Genomic DNA, 19,473 nt, shown 5'->3' with positions numbered 1-19,473 from the left:
GACACAAACACAGAGGAGATAGAAAAATGGTGAAACCGCCAGAAAAATCAATGTTCAAAGCCTACAAGGCCAAACCTGAAACCATTTTGGACAAGACGACTCGTGTTGTAAGAAAAATGGTCGACGAAGAAGCCGAAATACGGCAAGCAAAGATCACGCGCTTGCGCAAAGCTCGCCTCGAAAGAGAAGCCAGCACAGCACCCGCTTCTGAAACGCGCAAACCGAGAAAAACTAAACCGACCCCAATGCGTTAATTCGCAAATAGCCGACCCGCCTCATGTAAGGATCTTTCGATGGCACAACACGACGAGAGCACAACAAAGCGTCACTATATCTGTCAGACATATGTTGAAAAGATTGAGGGGCGCGAAGGACTTGCCGTCTTGAAAATTGGCAAACAGTTTCAGTACACGACAGCCTCTCAGGCACAGGAGCGCGCCGAAAGGGAAGCGCGCGCCGAAGGATGCGCCGGTGCGGACGCCTATTCAGTCGAGGAAGATCTTAGCTCTGGTGAAGTCAGTGCTCCGGTTTTTCTCGTAAGACTGGGAAACGTCCCCGAGCTTGATGATTTCTAAACCGCATAGACACCTTAAATGATGTGGCGGAGTGCGGCGGGTTCGCACGCGCACTCCCAAGCAATCCGCTGTGCTCAGGTGGGCGACCGAGCAATATTTATTGAGAAAAACTGATCCAGTCGCCTCTTCGCTACGTAGAGAGTTTAATAGTTATTTAAATGGAGGCTGAAATGTTGAAGAAAATAGTATTTCTTTCTGGTGGGCTCGCGCTTTCGGCAGCGCCGGTTCTGGCTCAGAGTGCGTATACGTCCTACAACGACTGGACGGGTGGTTACATCGGTGCGCAACTTGGTTACGCCGATGTCGGAACAAGCTTGGATGGTGTCGATGGTGACGACATTATAGGCGGTATCATCGCGGGTTACGACTATGATCTAGGCGATTGGGTCGTCGGTGGTGGTCTTGATTACGACATGGCGAGCATTGACCTTTCTGGTGCAGCAGAGGTTGAGAACGTCATTCGTGCCAAAGTTCGTGCTGGCTATAAAATGAACAACGGCCTGCTATATGCGACGGCTGGTTGGGCGCGCGCTGACACAGATACGTTGGGCGATAGTGATGGGTATTTGTTCGGTATCGGTTATGACGTCAAAATGAGCGGCGGATATACCGTTGGTACAGAGCTTCTCTACCACAAATTCGACGATTTCAACGACACTGGAATTGATGTCGACGCGACGACAATCCAGTTTCGCGTAGGGTATAATTTCTAAAACCCTCAGACAAAAAAGAGGCAAGGCGCTAGCGAAAACCAGTACGCATTCGTTATGCGCCTTGCCTCTTTTTATTAGTGCTGATCGGCATCTTGCGTGCGAACGTTGGGCGCTTTGATGATGCCAGCTACGGCTCGCAACACAGCAAATGACACAAGTGCGCAGAGCATAATTTTTGGCGCAGTCAGCATTGTGCCCTCAATCTGGAGGGCATGTATTACGCTGGCCGTGACCGCCACCAAAACCAAACCAATGTGAAATGTCCGAGTTGTTCGCCATTTAAGGCGCAGTGGCTTGCGCAGAAGCGCAACTAGTGCCGCCGCGAATATCGCCCACATGCCGATTACGCCCCATGTGGAAAACGGTGTCGGCGAAACGAAAAGAAGCGCGTCGATCATATCGGGTGGGCTCGTTATCCATAGACATATCACGTGAACCGCGACAGCGAGCGTCAGCAACAATCCCGTCCAGCGATGTATACGACGACTTCGTTGTACTGAAAATCCGGGGAGTTGCCCGCGCGCAAGCAATGGTTGCACCAGCATAAACGCCATCGCGATGATGCCTGCAAACCCGCCCGTGATGTAGATTGGGTCACGCCACGCGAGGAGGGGACTCATCGCGGCAGTAATGATTGGGACAAATACTGCGGCGATTATCGTGGCCCACACTAGCAGATTGCGGGTAAGGCTCGTTGGGCGCTGGGGCATAAATTAAACCGGCAGAAGGACGAAATGCGCCTCTAGGCTGGTGTCTTTGGAGCTTTTCATGACTGGCCGCAGGAAAACCGTTTCGAATTCGTCGCCGTCACAAGCAAGATGACCGTGCGCCTGTCCAAATGCCGGAACGATTTGAGGCATCTCTAGACGGAACACGCCATTGGCATCGGTCTGCGTTGCGCCGTGGCTGTGAGGGTCGCGCTCGTATCCTTCGGTAGTATGTGCCCAAATCTGAATGCGTTGGCCAGCGAGCGGTGCGCCATCTCCGGCACGGCGAACTGTGCCTCTCATCCAAAATCCGCCGCCACCAATTTTCTCGACAATGGGTGCACCGGGCAGGTAGTTATTTGCACCTCCGCGCATCGATGGGGTCGGTTTAAGGCCATTGGCATAAGCTGCGCTCAAAAGGTCCGTAGATCCCATTGCAACAGCGGCGCAACCTGTGGCGATCATGCCTCGACGATCAAGAATTTTCGGCATTGGTTTTCTCCCTTAGCGGTGCGAACCATGAGTTAGAAGAAATAGTGACGACGGGGCCACTATAGCGTGTTTTTGGCCTCAATCCGAGGCGGAGCGAGCGTCCAACCGATAAATAGACGACACAAGTCCGTGAGAACGCTCGCACCAAAGACGCTAGTTAACAGCAAAGCAGTAGAAGAGCCCGTCACCACCTGTGCCGCGCAAGTCTTCGAGGCTGCAACCGCGCGAGCCGTGAGCGGAATTCCACGATGTGGGGCTGTCGCCACCTCCGGTTCTGTCGTGATGCCCAACCATAGCAGAGCCTGAGCTGTCGCTGCTACTCCAGTCCATGCATGCGTCACCAGATAGTGTTCCGTCCTCTGCCGATCCTGTTAGAATATCGTGGCGGTTCGGATCATCGCCGCGGCCGTTGATAATCTCACCTGACTCGCTGAGTGAATTCACTTTGCTGAGTTTATTCGCCTCGCTGTGCAGGTCGTCCACATCCGTTGCAACCGTCACGCCGTTGGCGTTCACCCATGGCCCCGCGCCAATCCGGTCGCGTGCGTTTTCGCTACTAGAAGAAAGATATGCAGCCCATGTTTTCCCTGTGCTGCCCGCGGCTTCGGCGAGTGCGGTACAGTGAGCGTCCGCCCCCTCAAGTCCGCCAAGGTCGGCGCCCTGTCCAGGATTTACGCTGGTGATAAAGAAGCTCATGCTCGTGTCCTGTGCGCTCGCGGTAGATACGAAGCCAACTATCAGCGCTGCGTTGATAAGTTTGGTGGAAATCATCTTGGTGTCTCCTCATTATTATTTGTTAAATGTAATGGGTCGCGCAGATGGCGATTAGGCGGGACTTGATAATTGGTGGCTTGAGTTCGTCTTAAACTCGAACGCAAAAAGCTTGAATGCAATCGCGCGAAACGGGGACTCAGTTGTAGATAATATTCTTGAACCAACACGTTAGATGGTAGCGGCAATCACTGCGTTCCGCAAGAATGCGGCATTGTTTGAAAATTTTCGGATTGATGCGAAGTATTTACGCGCGTAAATTTATAATGAGGTCGCTGTAAAGATAGCGCTGATCAAGACACAGACGAAGGGCAGAGATTGAAAATGAACGACGCGAAGATCAAAAACATGGAAGATTTCGCCTCGGTAAGTGGGATTTCGCGGCCAACGCTCTCGAAGTATTTTAACGATCCTGCAAGTGTCCGCGCCTCGACGCGCGCGCGTATCGAAGCGGCGCTAGAGCAATATGATTACCGGCCCAATATCTATGCGATCAACCAGAACCGTCGCCAAACCAAGAACATCGGGCTTGTTGTGCCAAACTTGACCGACCCGTTTTTTGCCGCGATTGCGCGAACAATTGAGAGCTTGATCGTCGAGGCGGGGTTTAATCCTCTCTTGCTAAGTTCCCACGGTGGCCCAGAGCAAGAACGCACCAATCTCGAAAGTTTGCGCGCGATCAAACCGGCCGGTTTGCTGCTGGCTCCGCTAGGGCGTGTGTCGGATCAGGCAAGCGTGGCCGCATTTGCCGACGAGTTCCCCACAGTTCTCTTCGACGCGAATCTTGACGGCGTAGGAGAGGCATTTTTCGGGTCTGACAACAGACAAAGCATTGGCTTGATTGTCGACTATCTCTGTCGCAGCGGCGAGCCGCCCGTGTTCTTTGAAATGAAAAATCCGATTAACCCGAACGCTTACAAGCGTCGAACCGCGTATATCGCTGCTATGGAACGACTGGGCCACGAGCCACAGTTGATACAGGTCGAAGGCGAAGGTTGGGACTTTGAAGAGATTGGTTTTCGTGGTGCGTCTAAGGCGCTCAGCGAGCACCAATTCGCAACGAATACAGTGCTATGTTCAAATGATCGGTTGGCGATCGGCGTGCTTTCTGCTGCATTCGAGAGCGGTCTTAGAGTTGGACTTGGAGCAGGGAGTGCGCTGCGGGTTGCGGGGCATGACGATCATCCATTCTCGAAGTTTACGTGCCCGAGTCTGACGACTATTTCACAGGATTATGACTCGATTGCTGCGCGATCGGTCGAGACGATTCTTAAGCTTATCGACGTTGACAACAGCTCAACTGACCGCGAGATTTCATTGTTCGACGGACAATTGGTTCTAAGAGGGTCTGCATAAGGCATTGATTTCGAGATAAAGTAATCCAAAACTTTACGCGTGTAAATAATTTATTGACTTCGCGTCAGGTTTGTCGCTAGCATTTTAGAAATCATCCAACTTTGGGAGGACTAGGATGTCTATCAGGAACGCACTTTATGGCGCTACTGCGCTCACGCTGATCGGAGCAGGTAGTACACTTGCCGCTGATGAGGCGACCGAACTGACGATTGCGATCGTCAACAACGGCCATATGATCAATATGCAAACCGTCGCCGAAGCCTATACCGAGGAAACAGGCATTGCCCTAAACTGGGTATCACTTGAAGAAGGTGTTCTGCGCGAGCAGGTAACTTCTGACACTGCAACGGGTGGCGGACAGTACGACATTATCAACATCGGTATGCAAGAAGCCCCGATCTGGGGGCAAGCTGGTTGGATTGAGCCACTGAATTTTGGCGATGACTATGATGTCGACGATTTGCTTCCGGCAATCCGTGATGGCCTCTCTGCGGATGGTACACTTTATGCGGCTCCGTTCTATGGTGAGAGCTCTATGGTTATGTACCGCAAGGATTTGACCGACGCGGCGGGCGTCTCGATAGCAGACAACGATAGCTGGGAAAACGTAAAGGCCGCCGCTGCAGCGATCCACGATCCGGACAATGGCGTCTATGGCGTTTGCCTGCGTGGTAAGCCGGGTTGGGGTGATAACATGGCGTTTATCACCACGGTTGTGAACTCATACGGTGGCGCATGGTTTGATGCCGAAGGTCGTCCACAGCTTGATAGCGAAGAATGGAACTCCGCGATCAATTTCTATGTTGATCTGCTTGGAACATATGGCCCTCCAGGTTCTGAGGGTAACTCATTCAACGAGATTCTCGCGCTCTATAACGAAGGAAAATGTGGTATCTGGATTGACGCTACGATCGCCGCATCTTTCCTTGAAGTCGATGGCGTAGCTTACGCGCAGTCACCGAACGCCGGTAACCCTGTTGGGGCGAACTGGTTGTGGGCATGGGCGATGGCCGTACCTGCCGGATCACCGAATGCCGAGGCTGCGAATGACTTTATCGCTTGGGCAACATCCAAGGATTACATTCAAGCAGTAGGCAATCACGCTGATTTCGGCTGGGGTAAGGTTCCGACAGGAACGCGTACTTCGACCTACTCAATTCCAGAGTTTCAGGCCGCCGCAGATTTTGCCGAGGCTGAGCTTGCCGCAATTGAATCTGCTGCACCTGAATCAACGGATCTAAAGCCTTACGTTGGTGTTCAATTCGCTGCGATCCCCGAGTTCCCAGAAGTGGGCTCTGCGGTGGCGCAGGAAATGGCCGCTGCTCTCTCAGGTGCCAAGACAGTTGAGGAGGCGCTCGCCGATGCACAGAATGCAGCGGACGCCATCATGCAAGAAGCTGGTTACTACTAAGTAGCTGTCGTTGGGCCTGTCATGTTTGATGGGCCCGACGCACGCGAAGTTTCTTTCGGGGATAACGGCTTATTGTAGTAGAATAGGCTTAATTCCGATCCCGCCCTTCCTCTGACCCTGTCAGAATTATCCCGCCCCTTAACAAACTCGAGCGAGAGTTGAGCTATGGCCAATCGCACCATTCCCCGTCTGCTTCAGACCCCCGCAGTTTTGCTGCTTTTGGTTTGGATGCTTGTGCCACTTGGCATGACACTGTTCTTCTCGTTCATCCGCTATGTACTGAATAGTTCGCGCCGCCCTGAATGGACTTCGCCTTCAATCGATAACTGGCGCGGGTTCGGCAATTACCAGTACGTCTGGAATCAAGATTCATTCTGGCTCGCCATTCAAAACTCGTTGCTGATTGTTTGTTCAATCCTGTTTCTGACCGTGACACTTGGCATTGCAGTCGCTGTGCTAATTAACCGTTCATTTCCGGGGCGCGGGCTGGTCAGAGTTCTGTTGATCTCGCCATTCTTTGTTATGCCTGCCGTGAATGCGGTGCTTTGGATCAACATGTTGCTTGATCCAGTACTTGGCCTGCAAGGTATCGCCGTGAGCGGCATCAACGATGTGATCGCGGGCTTGCGGGATATGCCCCTTATCGGCGGATTTTTCTCATTGTGGCCGCAGTTCGAGCCAATCTCGTTTCGTGCCACGCAGACCTCTGCATATGCTGTCATTATGATGGTGACGTGGCAGTGGACGCCCTTTGCGGTTCTGATTTTCATGACATCGCTGCAATCCGAAGACCAACAACAGAAAGAGGCCGCAATTCTGGATGGTGCTGGTCGCTGGTCGCAGTTCCGATTTCTGACACTGCCGCACTTGGCGCGTCCAATCGCGATCGTGGTTATGATCCAAGCGATCTTTCATTTGTCGCTTTATGCAGAGATCGAGATCGTAAGTCGCGGTAACGGCAACAAAAACCTGCCGTACTATATCGGTGAGTTGGTCAACAACAACATCGGTGCGGCTTCGGCCACAGGAATCTTCGCCGTCATTGTCGCAAATATCGTCGCTATTTTCTTGCTGCGAATGCTCGGCAAGACGCTGATGGAATAGGGGAGCAAACCAATGGCCATCGTTGCACAACATACAAAACTATCAAGGATCGCGTGGCCTGTTTTGGCTTGGATCGTGGCGCTCATCTTCTTCTTTCCGATTTTCTATATGGTGCTCACGAGCTTCAAAACGGACGCGGATGCCGTAAAGCCTGAGTTCTTGTTCAGCTTCACCCCGACGCTCGAAAACTACACGAATATGACCAACAACTATGACTACTGGCGGTTTGCGACCAACTCGATCATCACGTCGGTTGCGGCAACGCTGTTTACGTTGTTCGTAGCTGTGCCGTGCTCGTATGCCATGGCGTTTAATCCATCGCGCGGGACCAAGGACATCCTGATGTGGATGCTGTCGACCAAGATGCTACCTGCGGCGGCTGTCCTCTATCCGATGATTTTCATGACCAAGGCGCTGGGCTTGTACGACACCAAGTTTCTGATCGTTGTGGTGCTGAGCTTGATTAACCTGCCAATCGCAATTTGGATGCTGTTCACGTACTTCAAGGACATCCCCAAGGATATCATTGAAGCGGGCCAAATGGACGGGCTGAATACGTGGGGCGAAGTTAAGGAAATACTGGTTCCGCTGGCGTGGGGTGGCATCGCTTCTACTGCTCTGTTGGTCTTTATCTTCTGCTGGAACGAAGCCTATTGGACCGTGCGTCTTACGACAACAGATGCTGCAACGCTGTCAAAACTCATCGAAGGAAATCGCGCACCAGAGGGGCTGTTCTTTGGCCGCTTGTCCGCGGTGTCTACTGCCGCCGTTGGCCCGATCGTGGTGCTTGGTTGGTTCTGCCAAAAACAACTTGTCCAGGGTCTGACCTTTGGCGCTGTGAAATAGGAAACACTATGGGACGTATTGTACTCGAAAAAGTCAGCAAGACCTTCGGCGACGTAGAAGTTATTCCACCGCTGGACCTTGCAATCGAAGATGGCGAGTTCGCCGTATTTGTCGGCCCTTCGGGGTGCGGAAAATCGACCCTATTGCGCCTTATTGCGGGGCTAGAGGATACGTCATCTGGTGAAATTATTATTGATGGCGAAACCGTAACCGAGGTGTCGCCCAGCAAGCGTGGGTTGGCCATGGTGTTCCAATCCTATGCGCTTTACCCGCATATGACGGTGCGCAAGAATATCGCCTTTCCGCTTCGGATGGAGAAGATGGACCAAAGCGAGATTGACGCAAAGGTCGACATCGCGGCGACATCGCTCAACCTCACGGATTATCTGGATCGCAAGCCTGGTCAGCTATCTGGTGGTCAGCGCCAGCGTGTTGCCATCGGACGTGCAATCGTCCGCGAGCCTTCTGCGTTCCTGTTTGACGAACCTCTGTCGAATTTGGACGCAGCCCTGCGCGTTGGTATGCGGATGGAGATCCTTGAACTGCACAACAAGCTAAAGACCACGATGATTTACGTGACCCACGATCAGGTCGAAGCGATGACAATGGCCGACAAGATCGTTGTTCTGCAAGCCGGCGTGATCGAGCAAGTGGGTACGCCGCTCGAGCTTTATCGTGCGCCACGCAATCTGTTTGTGGCCGGATTTATCGGTTCTCCGAAGATGAACTTGATCGCGGGGGAAGAGGCGGCCAAGCACGGCGCCACGACTATCGGCATCCGCCCCGAGCACATCGATATCGTGACATCAGGTGGCGTTTGGGAGGGCACGGTCAGCGTATCTGAACACTTGGGGTCGGACACGTTTCTACACGTGAATGTAGACGGCATTGAAGAGCCGCTAACAGTGCGGTCTATCGGTGATATCGCCGTAAGGCATGGTGATAAGGTTTCTCTGTCTCCGCGCCTGAACGAGCTTCACAAATTCCGCGAAGACGGCCTCCGAGTCGAGTGAACTTGGCGGCCAATAAGACATCATTGCTCTGACGTTCGACATCGAGAGCAGAAGCGGGACGAACTAATGAAAGATTACTTGCAGGGAGAGACCCCGATGAAACTGAGCGATGCCAATCTTGCCTCGTTGCCGGACTCCATCCAGCGGCCCCGCTATGACAGACAGGCCCTGACCGCGGGTATTGTTCATATTGGTGTTGGCAATTTCCATCGCGGCCATCAAGCGTGGTACTTGCACCGATTGATGCAGGAAGGGCTGGCACAGGACTGGGCGATTATTGGTGCAGGTGTCCGTTCAAACGACGCCGCAATGCGCGAGAAGTTGAGCGAACAGGATTTCCTAACCACATTGATCGAACTAGCACCCGAAGGCACCAGCGCCGAAGTCATCGGCTCAATGATTGATTTTCTACCAATCGAAGACGGCAACACAACACTGATCCAGGCGATGGCACAGCCAAATATTCGCATAGTGTCTTTGACAGTGACAGAAGGCGGATATTTTATTGACCCTGCTACGAAGGGATTTGATGCGGCACACCCCGATATCGTTCACGATGCCGCCAATCCCGAGACCCCTCGCACGGCGTTTGGGGCGATGGTTGCAGCACTGGCACTGCGCAAGAGGACAGGGGTTGCGCCATTTACGGCCCTTTGCTGTGACAATCTGATCGGGAACGGAGATATTTTGCGCCAAACAATAGTATCGCTTGCGCGCCTTTCAGACACCGAACTGGCCGACTGGATTGATCAGCGCTGTTGCTTTCCAAATTCGATGGTAGATTGCATCGTTCCGGCGACCGGAGCCAAGGAGCTTGCGTTGGCCAAGGACATAGGTATCGACGACGCGGCGCCCGTTACGCACGAGAATTTCCGCCAATGGGTGATTGAGGATAGCTTCTGTGCGGGTCGCCCAGACTGGGACAAAGTTGGTGTTCAATTCACCGACAAGGTCCACGATTTTGAAACGATGAAGATCCGAATCCTGAACGGTGGACATCAAGTCATATCCGTTCCAGCAGAAATCTTGGGTGTAGAGACCATCTCTGGATGCATGGAGCACGAACTTATCGGGGCTCTATTTGCTAAGGTCGCAAGAGAAGAGCTCGCGCCGCACGTAAAGCCCGTTCCGGGGATGACGCCCGCGACCTATGTCGAGCTAATACATCGCCGTTTTTCCAACCCCAAGATCGTCGATACCACTCGGCGTGTCGCATTTGACGGTTCCTCTCGCCATCCCGGTTTCATTCTTCCCTCCATAAGGGATGGCATTGCCGCGGGCTCCTCAATTGAGGGGCTCGCGCTGGTGGAGGCCGCATGGGCGCGGATGTGCTCAGGCATTCGCGAAGACGGTAGCCAGATCGCCGCAAATGATCCGTTCTGGCGGGATCTGCAACTTACTGCACTGCGGGCGCGGGATAATCCGTTGGCGTGGCTGTCTATGTCTCATATTTATGGCGACTTGATCGACAACACTCGATTTTCAACGGCGTTTTCATCCGCTTTGACCACGATTTGGCAAAAGGGTATGGAGAAGGCAATTGAGGAATACCTGCGCGGCTAGATAGGGGCTCGCGATTGGGCGCAACTATAGCTTCACTCTTCTGACGCCCCTATTTTGGGTGCGCATCTGTTTCTGTATGCCAGCTCTTGGATGGTTGCGGATGATTAGGAGCCATCGGCGACCGCTCTTTTTTCTTGATTTTCGCCCACCCGCGTCGGATAGGGTGGTATGTTTCAAAATCGCGCTTTGGTATTCATTCTTATTACGCTCATGATCGATGCTATTGGCATCGGAATTGTGTTCCCGATCATGCCCGATCTAATGGATCGTGTGGGCGCGGGTGATACTGGTCAGGGGGCATTCTGGGGCGGGCTGCTTATGGCGGCTTATGCGGGCGCTTTGTTCCTCTGTGGCCCGATTGTCGGAAGTATCTCCGACGCTGTCGGTCGCAGGCCCATATTGATCGCTGCACTTGTTGTTCTCGCGCTGGATTATGTGATCATGGCGCTGGCAGACAGTTTCTGGCTGCTACTGGTCGGGCGGACGCTCGCTGGCCTCGCAGGAGCAACATATATTACGGCGACCGCTTACATCGCTGATATCTCGCCCCCAGAGAAAAAGGCGGCGAACTTTGGTTTGATCGGTGCGGCATTCGGGATCGGATTTGTTCTAGGGCCCGCGCTGGGCGGTATAGCCGCTGAAATAAGCATATCCGCACCGTTCTGGATTGCTGCGGTATTATCGGCGGGCAATGCACTGTTTGGCTTCTTTGTCCTTCCCGAGAGCCTGTCAGAAGAAAAACGGCGACCCTTCGGGCGGCGCGCATTGAACCCCTTCAGGTCGATCCTTGATGCTTTCCGATTGCCTGGTCTCGCGGTGCCGCTGGTTTGTATATTTATCTTTGAGTTTGCCAATATGGTTTACCCGACGCTTTGGGCCTTTTGGATCCGCGAAGTGTTCGATTGGCCGACACTCTATATCGGGCTGTCGCTCGCGGCTTATGGTGTGTTGCTTGCCATAGTGCAGGGAGGGTTGATGCCTATCTTCATCAGGTGGATCGGTGATTTCCGCACGCTAATGCTCGGCATGGTCTCGGCGCTGATCGGGATGATCGGATTTGGCTTCACGGAGACTGTAACGGCGCTCGTGCTCTTTCTGCTGCTTGCTGCGCTGTCCGATCTGGTTCCTGCGCTTATGACGGCCATGGCGTCGAACAAAACCGACGAGGATCGCCAAGGAGTCGTGCAGGGCGTTATTGCATCGCTGTCGTCTGTTGCGGCCATTCTCTCTCCGATTGTTATGACAGGATTGTTCCAAGCTTCCGTGGACGCAGAGGGCGCCTATCGGCCCGGTGCGCCCTTCCTGTTCTCGGCGCTCCTTATTGTGGTGATGATGCCGCTGGCGGTACGTCTGCGCGGGCATGCTTCGGTCTGAGTGTTCCTAAATCGCTCGTTGCAGAGAATCGGCAGGTACGAATCGTGAGGGAACGTAGTTTCGCGCGTCGAAAGCAGGAAACCTTCCTCTAAGTGCCGATGAAATCACCGTTATTTTCTTCAACCCCTCCAGACGGAATTGGCAGGATTGAGCGATTTATGCGGCGTTTACCGTCACCAGTGTGGCGATATTTTGCTAGAGCACCCCAGCGTCATTTTTCGCGCAAAAACGCGCTTAGGAAAATGGCGCTAGATGGCAGTTATGTGCCTGATTTTGGGTGGTTTTCTATCTCCAAGTTCATTCGGGAAATTGTCGGTTATGAATGAAGTAGGCAAATTGAAGCCTTAATTAACGAACGGAGATTACTTATGAAAACTGTCCTTACAACGACCGCCGCTATCCTCGCATTTACTGCCCCTGTATTGGCTGCCAGCGTGAGCGAACTGGACGCTAATGGGGATGGCATGGTGACAATCGACGAGCTGAAAGCCGTCAATCCAGAAGTCACCGCAGAAGAGTTTGCTGCCATGGATACAAATGGCGACGGATCTCTGAATGACGAAGAACTAAGCGCTGCAGAGGAATAACCTCTAACATAAAGGGTTCTACTGAACTCTAGCAGCAGTGTGGCACCCGGAAATATTCAGCTTGGTGCCACATACGTAAAGATATCAAAGTAAAGAGCGTGGCAATTAGGCCGCGCTCTTTTCATTTTGATTAGTCGGTCTCGAACTTATTGAGCTCTTTGATGACGCGCGCCAAATGCGGGCGCTCTCCGCCGTCCAGACCCTCGTTCGCGGCACGAAGCAGGGCCTGTTCGTTGGATTTCCACGCCAACAGTATCTCGCGCTTCTCTGGGTCGCTCCAGCGAGCATCGGAAGAAACCTCCGCGGGATTTGAATAGAACTTCTCTGGGTCAAGAAGTACGTCTTTATGGGTAACACTTTTATCAGCCATCGTTCTCATCGCTCCTATATTCGCTATAGGATCAACGCGCGAGGCACCCAAGTGGTTCCATTCGGATTGGTTAGGGGCAGGAGCACACCCTCGTGCCACATTCCTTTGGCGCGAAGATGCTAGTTATTCAGGATGTATCGATTGTATCGGTTGAGGAAAATCAAACCGAGCACGAACGCGACAAGCGAAATGCCGTAAACATACGCCGGACTTATGAAATCAGCGTGATAGTTCGCGAACAATCCGCGTCGCATTTCAACAACAACATGCGCCACAGGGTTCCACGTGAGGTAGTAGTCATACGGTTCCGGTACGCGGTCAATCATGAAAATAACGCCTGACATCAGGAATAAGGGTGCGTTCAGCACCTTCCACACGTGAGCCCAAGTGGGAGATACTGGGATCAGGAAACAGTTCAATGTCCCAATACCCAGCCCCAAGCAGGCCGCCATGAGGAGAGCGTTAAGGATATAGATAGGGCGAGGAAAAATTTGGAGATCTTGAATGATCACTATTGCCGAAATCAAGATCACAAAAACCACGCAGTGTGTCATTGCAGCGAGAATAAAGCGCGCGAGTATCGCATCAATGTACGTAACCGAAGGATACTTCAGCAATGGTCGCGAAAATGCAATCGCGGCTGAGACCTTCTGGGCTAGGTTGCTGTAAAACATAAATGGCAGAAAGCCAGACGCGTAGAAGAACGGGAAGCTCGTTCCAAGTCCCGGCGAGCGCAGCGCAAGAGAGAAAACCACTGAAAGCAACGCAATCGCTGCTACCGGCTCAAGCAAGGCCCAGATATACCCCCCGGGGGAGCGACCGTAGGTTGTGGACATTTCACGCAGAACCAAAGCACTAATGGTTCGGGACATTTTGAATTTTCTAGCGCGAAGTTCCTTGGCGAAAAATGCCATACTGCAACCCTTTTTCGCTTCATGTAGCTTTTTTAAACGTTATGTATGATGTAATGCGGAGATGCAATCAACCGAAGAGGGCATGTTGTGAATAAGAAAACTCGAATTGTACCTCCAGAAGATGAGCCGTCAAAAACCGAGCAAGATGTCACGAACACGACTGACAGCGACCAAGCCGTTACAGAAGTGAGAGAAGATAAAGACGGCAATGACGAGCCACAGTTCGAGGCCGCAAGTAAGGCGAGCCTGCAAACTCGCCACTGGGCATTGATGTCGAGTTTTCTGGTTGTTGTTGTAGCCCCTCTCGTTGTGATGGCGTACTATTTGTATACCTATGCGGCTGACCAATATGTGTCTAACGTTGGGTTTTCGGTGCGCTCTGAGGAAATGGAGTCACCTCTTGATCTCTTGGGTGGGCTGGGCGTGGCCAGTAGTGGCAGTGCTTCGGATTCTGACATCCTGTATGAATTCATGCAAAGTCAGATTATGGTCGAGACTGTCGACGCAGATGTGGATTTACGTACTCTGTACTCCAAGCCCGATAACGACCCCGTGTTTTCATTTAAGCCGGACGGATCTATAGAAGACCTTGTGTCCTATTGGCGCAGAATGGTCCGTGTGAATTACGATAGCTCCAAAGGGTTGATTGAGCTCGAGGTTCGTGCGTTCGCGCCGGAAGACGCCAAGCAGATCGCGGAGGCGATTTTCCGAGAAAACACGCTTATGATCAACGAGTTGAGCGCGCTCTCACGCGAGGATGCGACGCGCTATGCCAGAGAAGAGCGTGATCGGGCCATCGTTCGGCTAAAAGAAGCGCGGGAGGCAATGACCCAGTTCCGCCACGAGAACAAAATCGCCGATCCATCCAACGAAATTGTGGTGCAGTCGGGTCTAATGACCGCTCTACAACAAAGCTTGTCTAATGCGTTTATCGAGCTTGATCTATTGGAAGACGTAGGAAATGACAACGATCCGCGCGTCTCTCAGGCCAAGCGAAAAATCGCGGTTATTGAAAGTCGCATTCAAGAAGAACGCGAGAAATATGGCCAGAGCATAAGTGCCGAAGGAGGCGTAGAACTCTCAAGGCTTATCGGTGAGTATGAGAGCCTGCTCGTTGATCGTGAGTTCGCCGAAAAGACCTATCTTGCAGCCTTACAAGGCTATGACGTCGCCGTGCTCGATGCGCGTCGGCAGAGCAAGTACCTTGCGGCGTATATCAAGCCGACGATGGCGGAATCGCCACAGCATCCGAAACGCGCCATGATCCTAGGACTTTCTGCAATGTTCCTCGTATTGATCTGGACAATTGGCTGTTTGATCTTCTACGCGGTAAGAGATCGCCGGTGATCGCATGATTAAGCTCACGAATTTGAACAAGACGTATGTTCTGAACGGGCGATCGAAAATTGTCGCCAAGGACATTAATCTCACAATTCCTTCAGGGGCGACTGTTGCACTTATGGGACGCAATGGTGCTGGGAAGTCGACTCTAATGGAGATGATTTCAGGCTCCGAGCGCCCAAATTCAGGTACGATAACTTCGACAGGCACGATTTCATATCCGGTCGGTTTCGCAGGAAGTTTTCACAAAGAACTGACGGGCGCACAGAATGCGCGCTTTGTTGCACGAATTTACGGTGTCGACACAGAAGAAATGATCGATTTCGTCGAGGACTTTGCAGAGCTTGGTGATCACTTCCATTTGCCTGTAAGGACCTATTCTTCAGGCATGAAGTCCCGACTGGCCTTTGGCGTTTCAATGGGTATCAAGTTTGACACTTACCTTGTGGACGAAGTGACATCGGTCGGTGACGCCGCATTTAAGGATAAGAGTGCAGCCGTGTTTCATGAGCGTATGAAAAATAGCGGTGCGCTGGTTGTCTCTCACTCAATGAGCATGCTGAAACGTCTATGTCAGTCTGGAGCGGTGCTAGAGCAAGGGAAGCTGTACTACTACGACGACCTAAACGAGGCAATTGAGCATTATCGAGAAGTGATAGGTGGCGAAAATCCAAACAAAAACAAGAAAAAGAAGAAAAGTAAGAAACAAGAGCAGAAACGTAGACAGCAGTTGCTCTTGCGGCGAAAGCTTAGACTTGCCGAGGCAGCGGCAGAGAAAGCACTTGCCGAGGCGGCGTCAAAATAGTCACTCTATATTTATTCCCACATCATTTACGTATTGCCGCATGATTGTGGGTTTCATATAGCTCTTGGGTATATCTATAGATTTTAGGGGAAGTATATGTTGATATCCGAGAAGCATAAGTTCGTGTATATCAAGACACACAAGACTGCGAGCACGAGCGTTGAAGGGCTTCTTGAGCATCTTTGTACACCGGAGGGTCACAAACCCGAGCACGCGCAATCAGAGATTTATTCTGAATACGGATATGTTAGTGGCCGGGCAGGAGAGTACAAAAGCACCGACTTGCTCTTGCCACACGCTACAGCGCAGCAAATTGAAAAAGTGATTGGCTCCAAGAAGTTTAACGATTATCAGAAGATCTACTGCGTCAGAAATCCCTATGACAAAGTCGTTTCATGGTTCTGGTTTGTTATGCCAATGACGACCAAGACACGTGTTGAGAATGATTTTGATGCAGCAAGGACACTCTTTCGCGATTGGTTGGCAATGAGACCGCATCTGCCTGTTGACCGAAAATATTATGTACTTAACAGAAAAAAAATCGACGCCACTCTGATTAGGTTTGAATCTCTAAGGGATGACATCATTTCATGCCTAGAAGGTATTGGCGCTGAAGTTGATTTTGATGCGCTGCCTGAATGGAAAACGGAGCAACGTCGTCATAATGTTAATCACTTCATGGATTACTATGACGATACCAGCCGCAAAATTGTGGAAAAGAAGTTCTCATTCGATTTCAAACATTTCGGATATAAACACATGTGAGCGCTGGGGCGATGAGCAGCCCCATTTGAGTGGTCCAATTTGAAAGTTAGTGCATGACTGGCCTTTGGTCCATCTGAGTGATGGCCTCCGGCGCAGGCGGGCGATAGCCCAAGGCACTGTGTGGTCGTTTGGTGTTGTAGTGTTTTCTCCAGCGTTCGATGATGATCTGGGCTTCGCGTAGTAAGTAGAATATCTCGCCATTGAGCGATTCATCACACATACGCCCGTTGAAACTTTCACAGTATCCATTTTCCCAGGGGGATCCTGGCTCGATGTAGGCGGTCGTCGCACCAACGGCATTGATCCAATCTCAGAGCGCCTCTACGATGAATTCAGGGCTGTCGTCCATTGGGCAACTCCGATCTGATATAGGTTGGCACCCCACGCTAGATGAACAAGTCGGTCAATGCATCAATGACCTCAGTCGAGTTCAACCTTCGCCTCACACGGATCGCCAAACATTCCCTGCTGTACTCGTCCAGGATGTTCAGTGTTCTGAAAGCCCGCCCATTCTCGGTCCGATGATGCACAAAGTCGTATGATCCCTTTGCCCGGCAGGGCACGTTTGTATGCCCGAGAGGAGGACATGGTTGCGATACTCCGGCCGGTGTCGGACACAAGCCCCGTCATTCATCCAAGCCGTCCTTTCTTAGGTTGTTTCACTGGAACTTTGAGCCCTTCGCGTCGCCACAATCTTTCAACTCGTTTGTCATTTACTTGCCCGCCAGCGTCTCTCAGCAAAGCCGCAACACGCCAGTAGCCATATCGGCCGTACTGGCGTGTCAGCTCGATCATATCTGCGATCAAGCGTTCTTCGTCAGCACGGCCTCGTAGTAGCCGACGTTGTGTGGATCGATGCTGGCCCAAGACGCGACATACGCGGCGCTCAGAAACCTTCATCTGGCCACGTATAAGATCAATACAAGCACGATGGCGCGAAGGGCTCAGAAGTTTCCCGATGCGGACTCCTTCAAGATCAACTTGTCCAATGTCAGGTCCGAGACTGCGCGGCGAAGGCCTCATTCTCTTTCTGGAGCCGCTTCAGTTCCTTGAGTTGTTCTGTGCCCATTCCGCCCGTCGCCATTGTCGCTCGGACCAATGGCGCAACAAAGGCTCCATTCTTCTTCCAGCGGTAATAGGTTTGTTCAGTCACACTGATCTGTCTGATTGCGTCAATTCGGGGCATGCCTTGCCCCATCAGTGCTTCAACCTGCCGTAATTTCACGACTATCTCGTCTGGCTTGGTTCTCTTGATGGCCATCTATGGTCCTCCTTTTCCTAACTATAGAGGCGGACCACTTCAAAGGGGGAGGCTCAGCGGAGCTAGGTCGTAATCTAAGAAACCGCCCCAGAAATCACTAACGCGCCCTTTATGGATGCGCCTTTGTGCATTTCCATGTCTTTGGCGGAGATGTCTGCAACGCAGTTTGCGCCTGAGTGGACTTCGACCATTGTTGCAGTAAGCGAGCCTTTTAGGGTACCGCGAATGTGGGCTGTTTGAGTTTTGACCGCGCCCGTGATGTTTCCATCTGAGAGAATGTCGAGCGTCGTTCCGGTGACATCGCCTTCGATTGTGCCGGCGACTTCGATTTCCGCTGATCCCGACAGGTTACCGGTGATCACAAGGTCTTCTGCGATAATCGTTTTTGACATGGATACGCTCCCTTATTCTAACTTCCATTGATGAGGCTAACGCGGGAAATCGCGTCGCGCTACTCATAAACGCGTGGTGGGGTAGAAAAGACACATACTGCGACATTGTCGTTTGCTTTGTTCTGGGTGCGGGCCGTTTGCAAATGTGTGCCTAACAAACGATCATTGCGCCCGCGGATATGAACGAGTATTCCCAAATCGCCGGTGACGGCCACCATAAATTATTCACATCTGGACGCTCAATGCGGTGCGGCGTAAACTCCGCCAAACTTTCAAATTTAAGGGACGGATATGAAACGAGTTTTGACGACTGCACTTATTGCCTCCTTCTTGGCGACCACGGCTAGCTATGCTCATGAATCCTGCGCGCACGGCAAAACACTGACGCCTGATGTCTTGACGATTGCGACGGGTAATCCGGCCTATTTCCCATGGGTTATCGATAATGACCCAACGACTGGCGAAGGATTTGAGGCTGCTGTTGCCTACGAAGTTGCCAAGCGCATGGGGTTTGAAAAGGACGCCGTGGAATGGACAACTGCGACATTTGACCAATCTATCCAGCCAGGCTCCAAGGAATTCGACCTTAACCTACAACAGTTCTCGATTACTGAAGAGCGTGAAAAAGTCGTTGATTTCTCAGAGCCATATTACTCGGCTGCGATGGCCGTACTCGTGCGTCAGCCAACGGTCGATGCGGGGGCCACTGGCGAGATGGAGTCGTTGAAATCCCTGAAATGGGGCGTAATGGGGACGTCTACTGCCCTCAAAGTGGTAAGCGAAGTGATCGCGCCAAGCGATACGCCGCTGCTTTATGATGACAACGTGAATGTTATCGAGGCAATGAAAGCCAACCAGATTGATGCTGCGATATTTGACCTTCCGACCGCGCTCTACCTTAGTGCAGTTGTACTCGAAGATGGCGCGCTGATCGGACAATTCCCCGCAGACCGCAGCGAAAATCCAGACCAGTTCGGATTCCTGATGGAGGAGGGCAGTGCGCTGAAATCCTGTGTGGATGAGGCCTTGGCTGCTATGAAATCGGACGGTACACTCGCCGCAATCGAGAGCCAGTGGCTCGCGGAAACAACGGGTGTCCCCGTTCTCAAGTAG

21 protein-coding genes and 1 pseudogene are annotated in these 19,473 nt (G+C 52.2%); 15 read left to right on the top strand and 7 right to left on the bottom strand.

Features of this window, described 5'->3' with window-relative positions; genetic code table 11:
* Positions 1–26 precede the first annotated feature (26 nt).
* The 3 genes from ACFE33_RS00565 to ACFE33_RS00555 all read left to right on the top strand — a co-directional run bounded on the left by ACFE33_RS00565 (position 27) and on the right by ACFE33_RS00555 (position 1,288).
* Entirely contained in the window at positions 27–254 is a 228-nt protein-coding gene (locus ACFE33_RS00565) for a hypothetical protein (protein ID WP_380055510.1), read from the top strand.
* Between the two features lie 39 nt (positions 255–293).
* Entirely contained in the window at positions 294–575 is a 282-nt protein-coding gene (locus ACFE33_RS00560) for a hypothetical protein (RefSeq protein WP_380055507.1), read from the top strand.
* 170 nt (positions 576–745) lie between these two features.
* Positions 746–1,288 (top strand): outer membrane protein, encoded by a 543-nt coding sequence (locus tag ACFE33_RS00555; RefSeq protein ID WP_380055505.1) that lies wholly within the window; start codon positions 746–748, stop codon positions 1,286–1,288.
* Between the two features lie 74 nt (positions 1,289–1,362).
* Here the strand turns inward: ACFE33_RS00555 and ACFE33_RS00550 are convergent, their stop codons facing one another.
* The 3 genes from ACFE33_RS00550 to ACFE33_RS00540 form a co-directional block, all read right to left on the bottom strand.
* The gene (locus tag ACFE33_RS00550; RefSeq protein WP_380055502.1) at positions 1,363–1,998 is read right to left on the bottom strand and encodes a ferric reductase-like transmembrane domain-containing protein; all 636 of its coding nucleotides are present in this window, start codon (positions 1,996–1,998) and stop codon (positions 1,363–1,365) included.
* 3 nt (positions 1,999–2,001) lie between these two features.
* Entirely contained in the window at positions 2,002–2,487 is a 486-nt protein-coding gene (locus ACFE33_RS00545) for a twin-arginine translocation pathway signal (RefSeq protein WP_380055499.1), read from the bottom strand.
* Between the two features lie 153 nt (positions 2,488–2,640).
* Positions 2,641–3,258 carry a hypothetical protein gene (locus ACFE33_RS00540; RefSeq protein WP_380055496.1) on the bottom strand — a complete coding sequence of 206 codons (618 nt, stop codon included), beginning with the start codon at positions 3,256–3,258 and terminating at the stop codon, positions 2,641–2,643.
* Positions 3,259–3,582: 324 nt separating this feature from the next.
* Between ACFE33_RS00540 and ACFE33_RS00535 the strand changes: the two genes are divergently transcribed.
* From ACFE33_RS00535 to ACFE33_RS00500, 8 genes are all read left to right on the top strand, one after another.
* On the top strand, positions 3,583–4,614 hold the full coding sequence (locus ACFE33_RS00535; protein WP_380055493.1) for a LacI family DNA-binding transcriptional regulator: 1,032 nt from the start codon (positions 3,583–3,585) through the stop codon (positions 4,612–4,614).
* A gap of 115 nt (positions 4,615–4,729) precedes the next feature.
* Complete coding sequence (locus tag ACFE33_RS00530) at positions 4,730–6,025, top strand: ABC transporter substrate-binding protein (protein WP_380055491.1); 1,296 nt, start codon at positions 4,730–4,732, stop codon at positions 6,023–6,025.
* Between the two features lie 165 nt (positions 6,026–6,190).
* Complete coding sequence (locus ACFE33_RS00525) at positions 6,191–7,129, top strand: carbohydrate ABC transporter permease (protein WP_380055489.1); 939 nt, start codon at positions 6,191–6,193, stop codon at positions 7,127–7,129.
* Between the two features lie 12 nt (positions 7,130–7,141).
* The gene (locus ACFE33_RS00520; RefSeq protein WP_380055486.1) at positions 7,142–7,975 is read left to right on the top strand and encodes a carbohydrate ABC transporter permease; all 834 of its coding nucleotides are present in this window, start codon (positions 7,142–7,144) and stop codon (positions 7,973–7,975) included.
* 8 nt (positions 7,976–7,983) lie between these two features.
* Positions 7,984–8,988: an ABC transporter ATP-binding protein gene (locus ACFE33_RS00515; RefSeq protein ID WP_380055483.1), complete on the top strand. Its 1,005-nt coding sequence runs from the start codon at positions 7,984–7,986 to the stop codon at positions 8,986–8,988.
* A gap of 66 nt (positions 8,989–9,054) precedes the next feature.
* Positions 9,055–10,551 carry a mannitol dehydrogenase family protein gene (locus ACFE33_RS00510; RefSeq protein ID WP_380055480.1) on the top strand — a complete coding sequence of 499 codons (1,497 nt, stop codon included), beginning with the start codon at positions 9,055–9,057 and terminating at the stop codon, positions 10,549–10,551.
* Positions 10,552–10,719: 168 nt separating this feature from the next.
* Positions 10,720–11,925, top strand: a complete 1,206-nt coding sequence (locus ACFE33_RS00505; RefSeq protein ID WP_380055477.1) for an MFS transporter — start codon at positions 10,720–10,722, stop codon at positions 11,923–11,925.
* A gap of 368 nt (positions 11,926–12,293) precedes the next feature.
* Positions 12,294–12,512 (top strand): hypothetical protein, encoded by a 219-nt coding sequence (locus ACFE33_RS00500; RefSeq protein ID WP_380055474.1) that lies wholly within the window; start codon positions 12,294–12,296, stop codon positions 12,510–12,512.
* 130 nt (positions 12,513–12,642) lie between these two features.
* Here the strand turns inward: ACFE33_RS00500 and ACFE33_RS00495 are convergent, their stop codons facing one another.
* Both ACFE33_RS00495 and ACFE33_RS00490 read right to left on the bottom strand, forming a co-directional pair.
* Entirely contained in the window at positions 12,643–12,882 is a 240-nt protein-coding gene (locus ACFE33_RS00495; protein WP_380055471.1) for a hypothetical protein, read from the bottom strand.
* Between the two features lie 119 nt (positions 12,883–13,001).
* Positions 13,002–13,796 carry an ABC transporter permease gene (locus tag ACFE33_RS00490; protein ID WP_380055468.1) on the bottom strand — a complete coding sequence of 265 codons (795 nt, stop codon included), beginning with the start codon at positions 13,794–13,796 and terminating at the stop codon, positions 13,002–13,004.
* A gap of 87 nt (positions 13,797–13,883) precedes the next feature.
* On the opposite strand from ACFE33_RS00490, the gene ACFE33_RS00485 reads away from it, so the two are divergent.
* The 3 genes from ACFE33_RS00485 (at position 13,884) to ACFE33_RS00475 (ending at position 16,707) form a co-directional block, all read left to right on the top strand.
* Entirely contained in the window at positions 13,884–15,143 is a 1,260-nt protein-coding gene (locus tag ACFE33_RS00485; protein WP_380055466.1) for a sugar transporter, read from the top strand.
* Positions 15,144–15,147: 4 nt separating this feature from the next.
* A complete protein-coding gene (locus ACFE33_RS00480) occupies positions 15,148–15,942 on the top strand; it encodes an ABC transporter ATP-binding protein (RefSeq protein ID WP_380055464.1) in 795 nt (264 codons plus the stop codon).
* Between the two features lie 96 nt (positions 15,943–16,038).
* Entirely contained in the window at positions 16,039–16,707 is a 669-nt protein-coding gene (locus tag ACFE33_RS00475; RefSeq protein WP_380055461.1) for a sulfotransferase family 2 domain-containing protein, read from the top strand.
* A 46-nt stretch (positions 16,708–16,753) separates the two neighbouring features.
* Here the strand turns inward: ACFE33_RS00475 and ACFE33_RS00470 are convergent.
* Positions 16,754–17,968 (bottom strand): annotated as a pseudogene (locus ACFE33_RS00470) (IS3 family transposase).
* Positions 17,969–18,042: 74 nt separating this feature from the next.
* On the bottom strand, positions 18,043–18,360 hold the full coding sequence (locus ACFE33_RS00465; protein ID WP_380055458.1) for a polymer-forming cytoskeletal protein: 318 nt from the start codon (positions 18,358–18,360) through the stop codon (positions 18,043–18,045).
* 291 nt (positions 18,361–18,651) lie between these two features.
* Between ACFE33_RS00465 and ACFE33_RS00460 the strand changes: the two genes are divergently transcribed.
* Positions 18,652–19,473 (top strand): ABC transporter substrate-binding protein, encoded by an 822-nt coding sequence (locus ACFE33_RS00460; RefSeq protein WP_380055455.1) that lies wholly within the window; start codon positions 18,652–18,654, stop codon positions 19,471–19,473.

Source organism: Falsihalocynthiibacter sp. SS001, assembly GCF_042445055.1.
GTDB lineage: Bacteria > Pseudomonadota > Alphaproteobacteria > Rhodobacterales > Rhodobacteraceae > Falsihalocynthiibacter.
The sequence above is the reverse complement of the archived record's forward strand: the minus strand, read 5'-3'. Positions and strand labels throughout refer to the sequence as shown.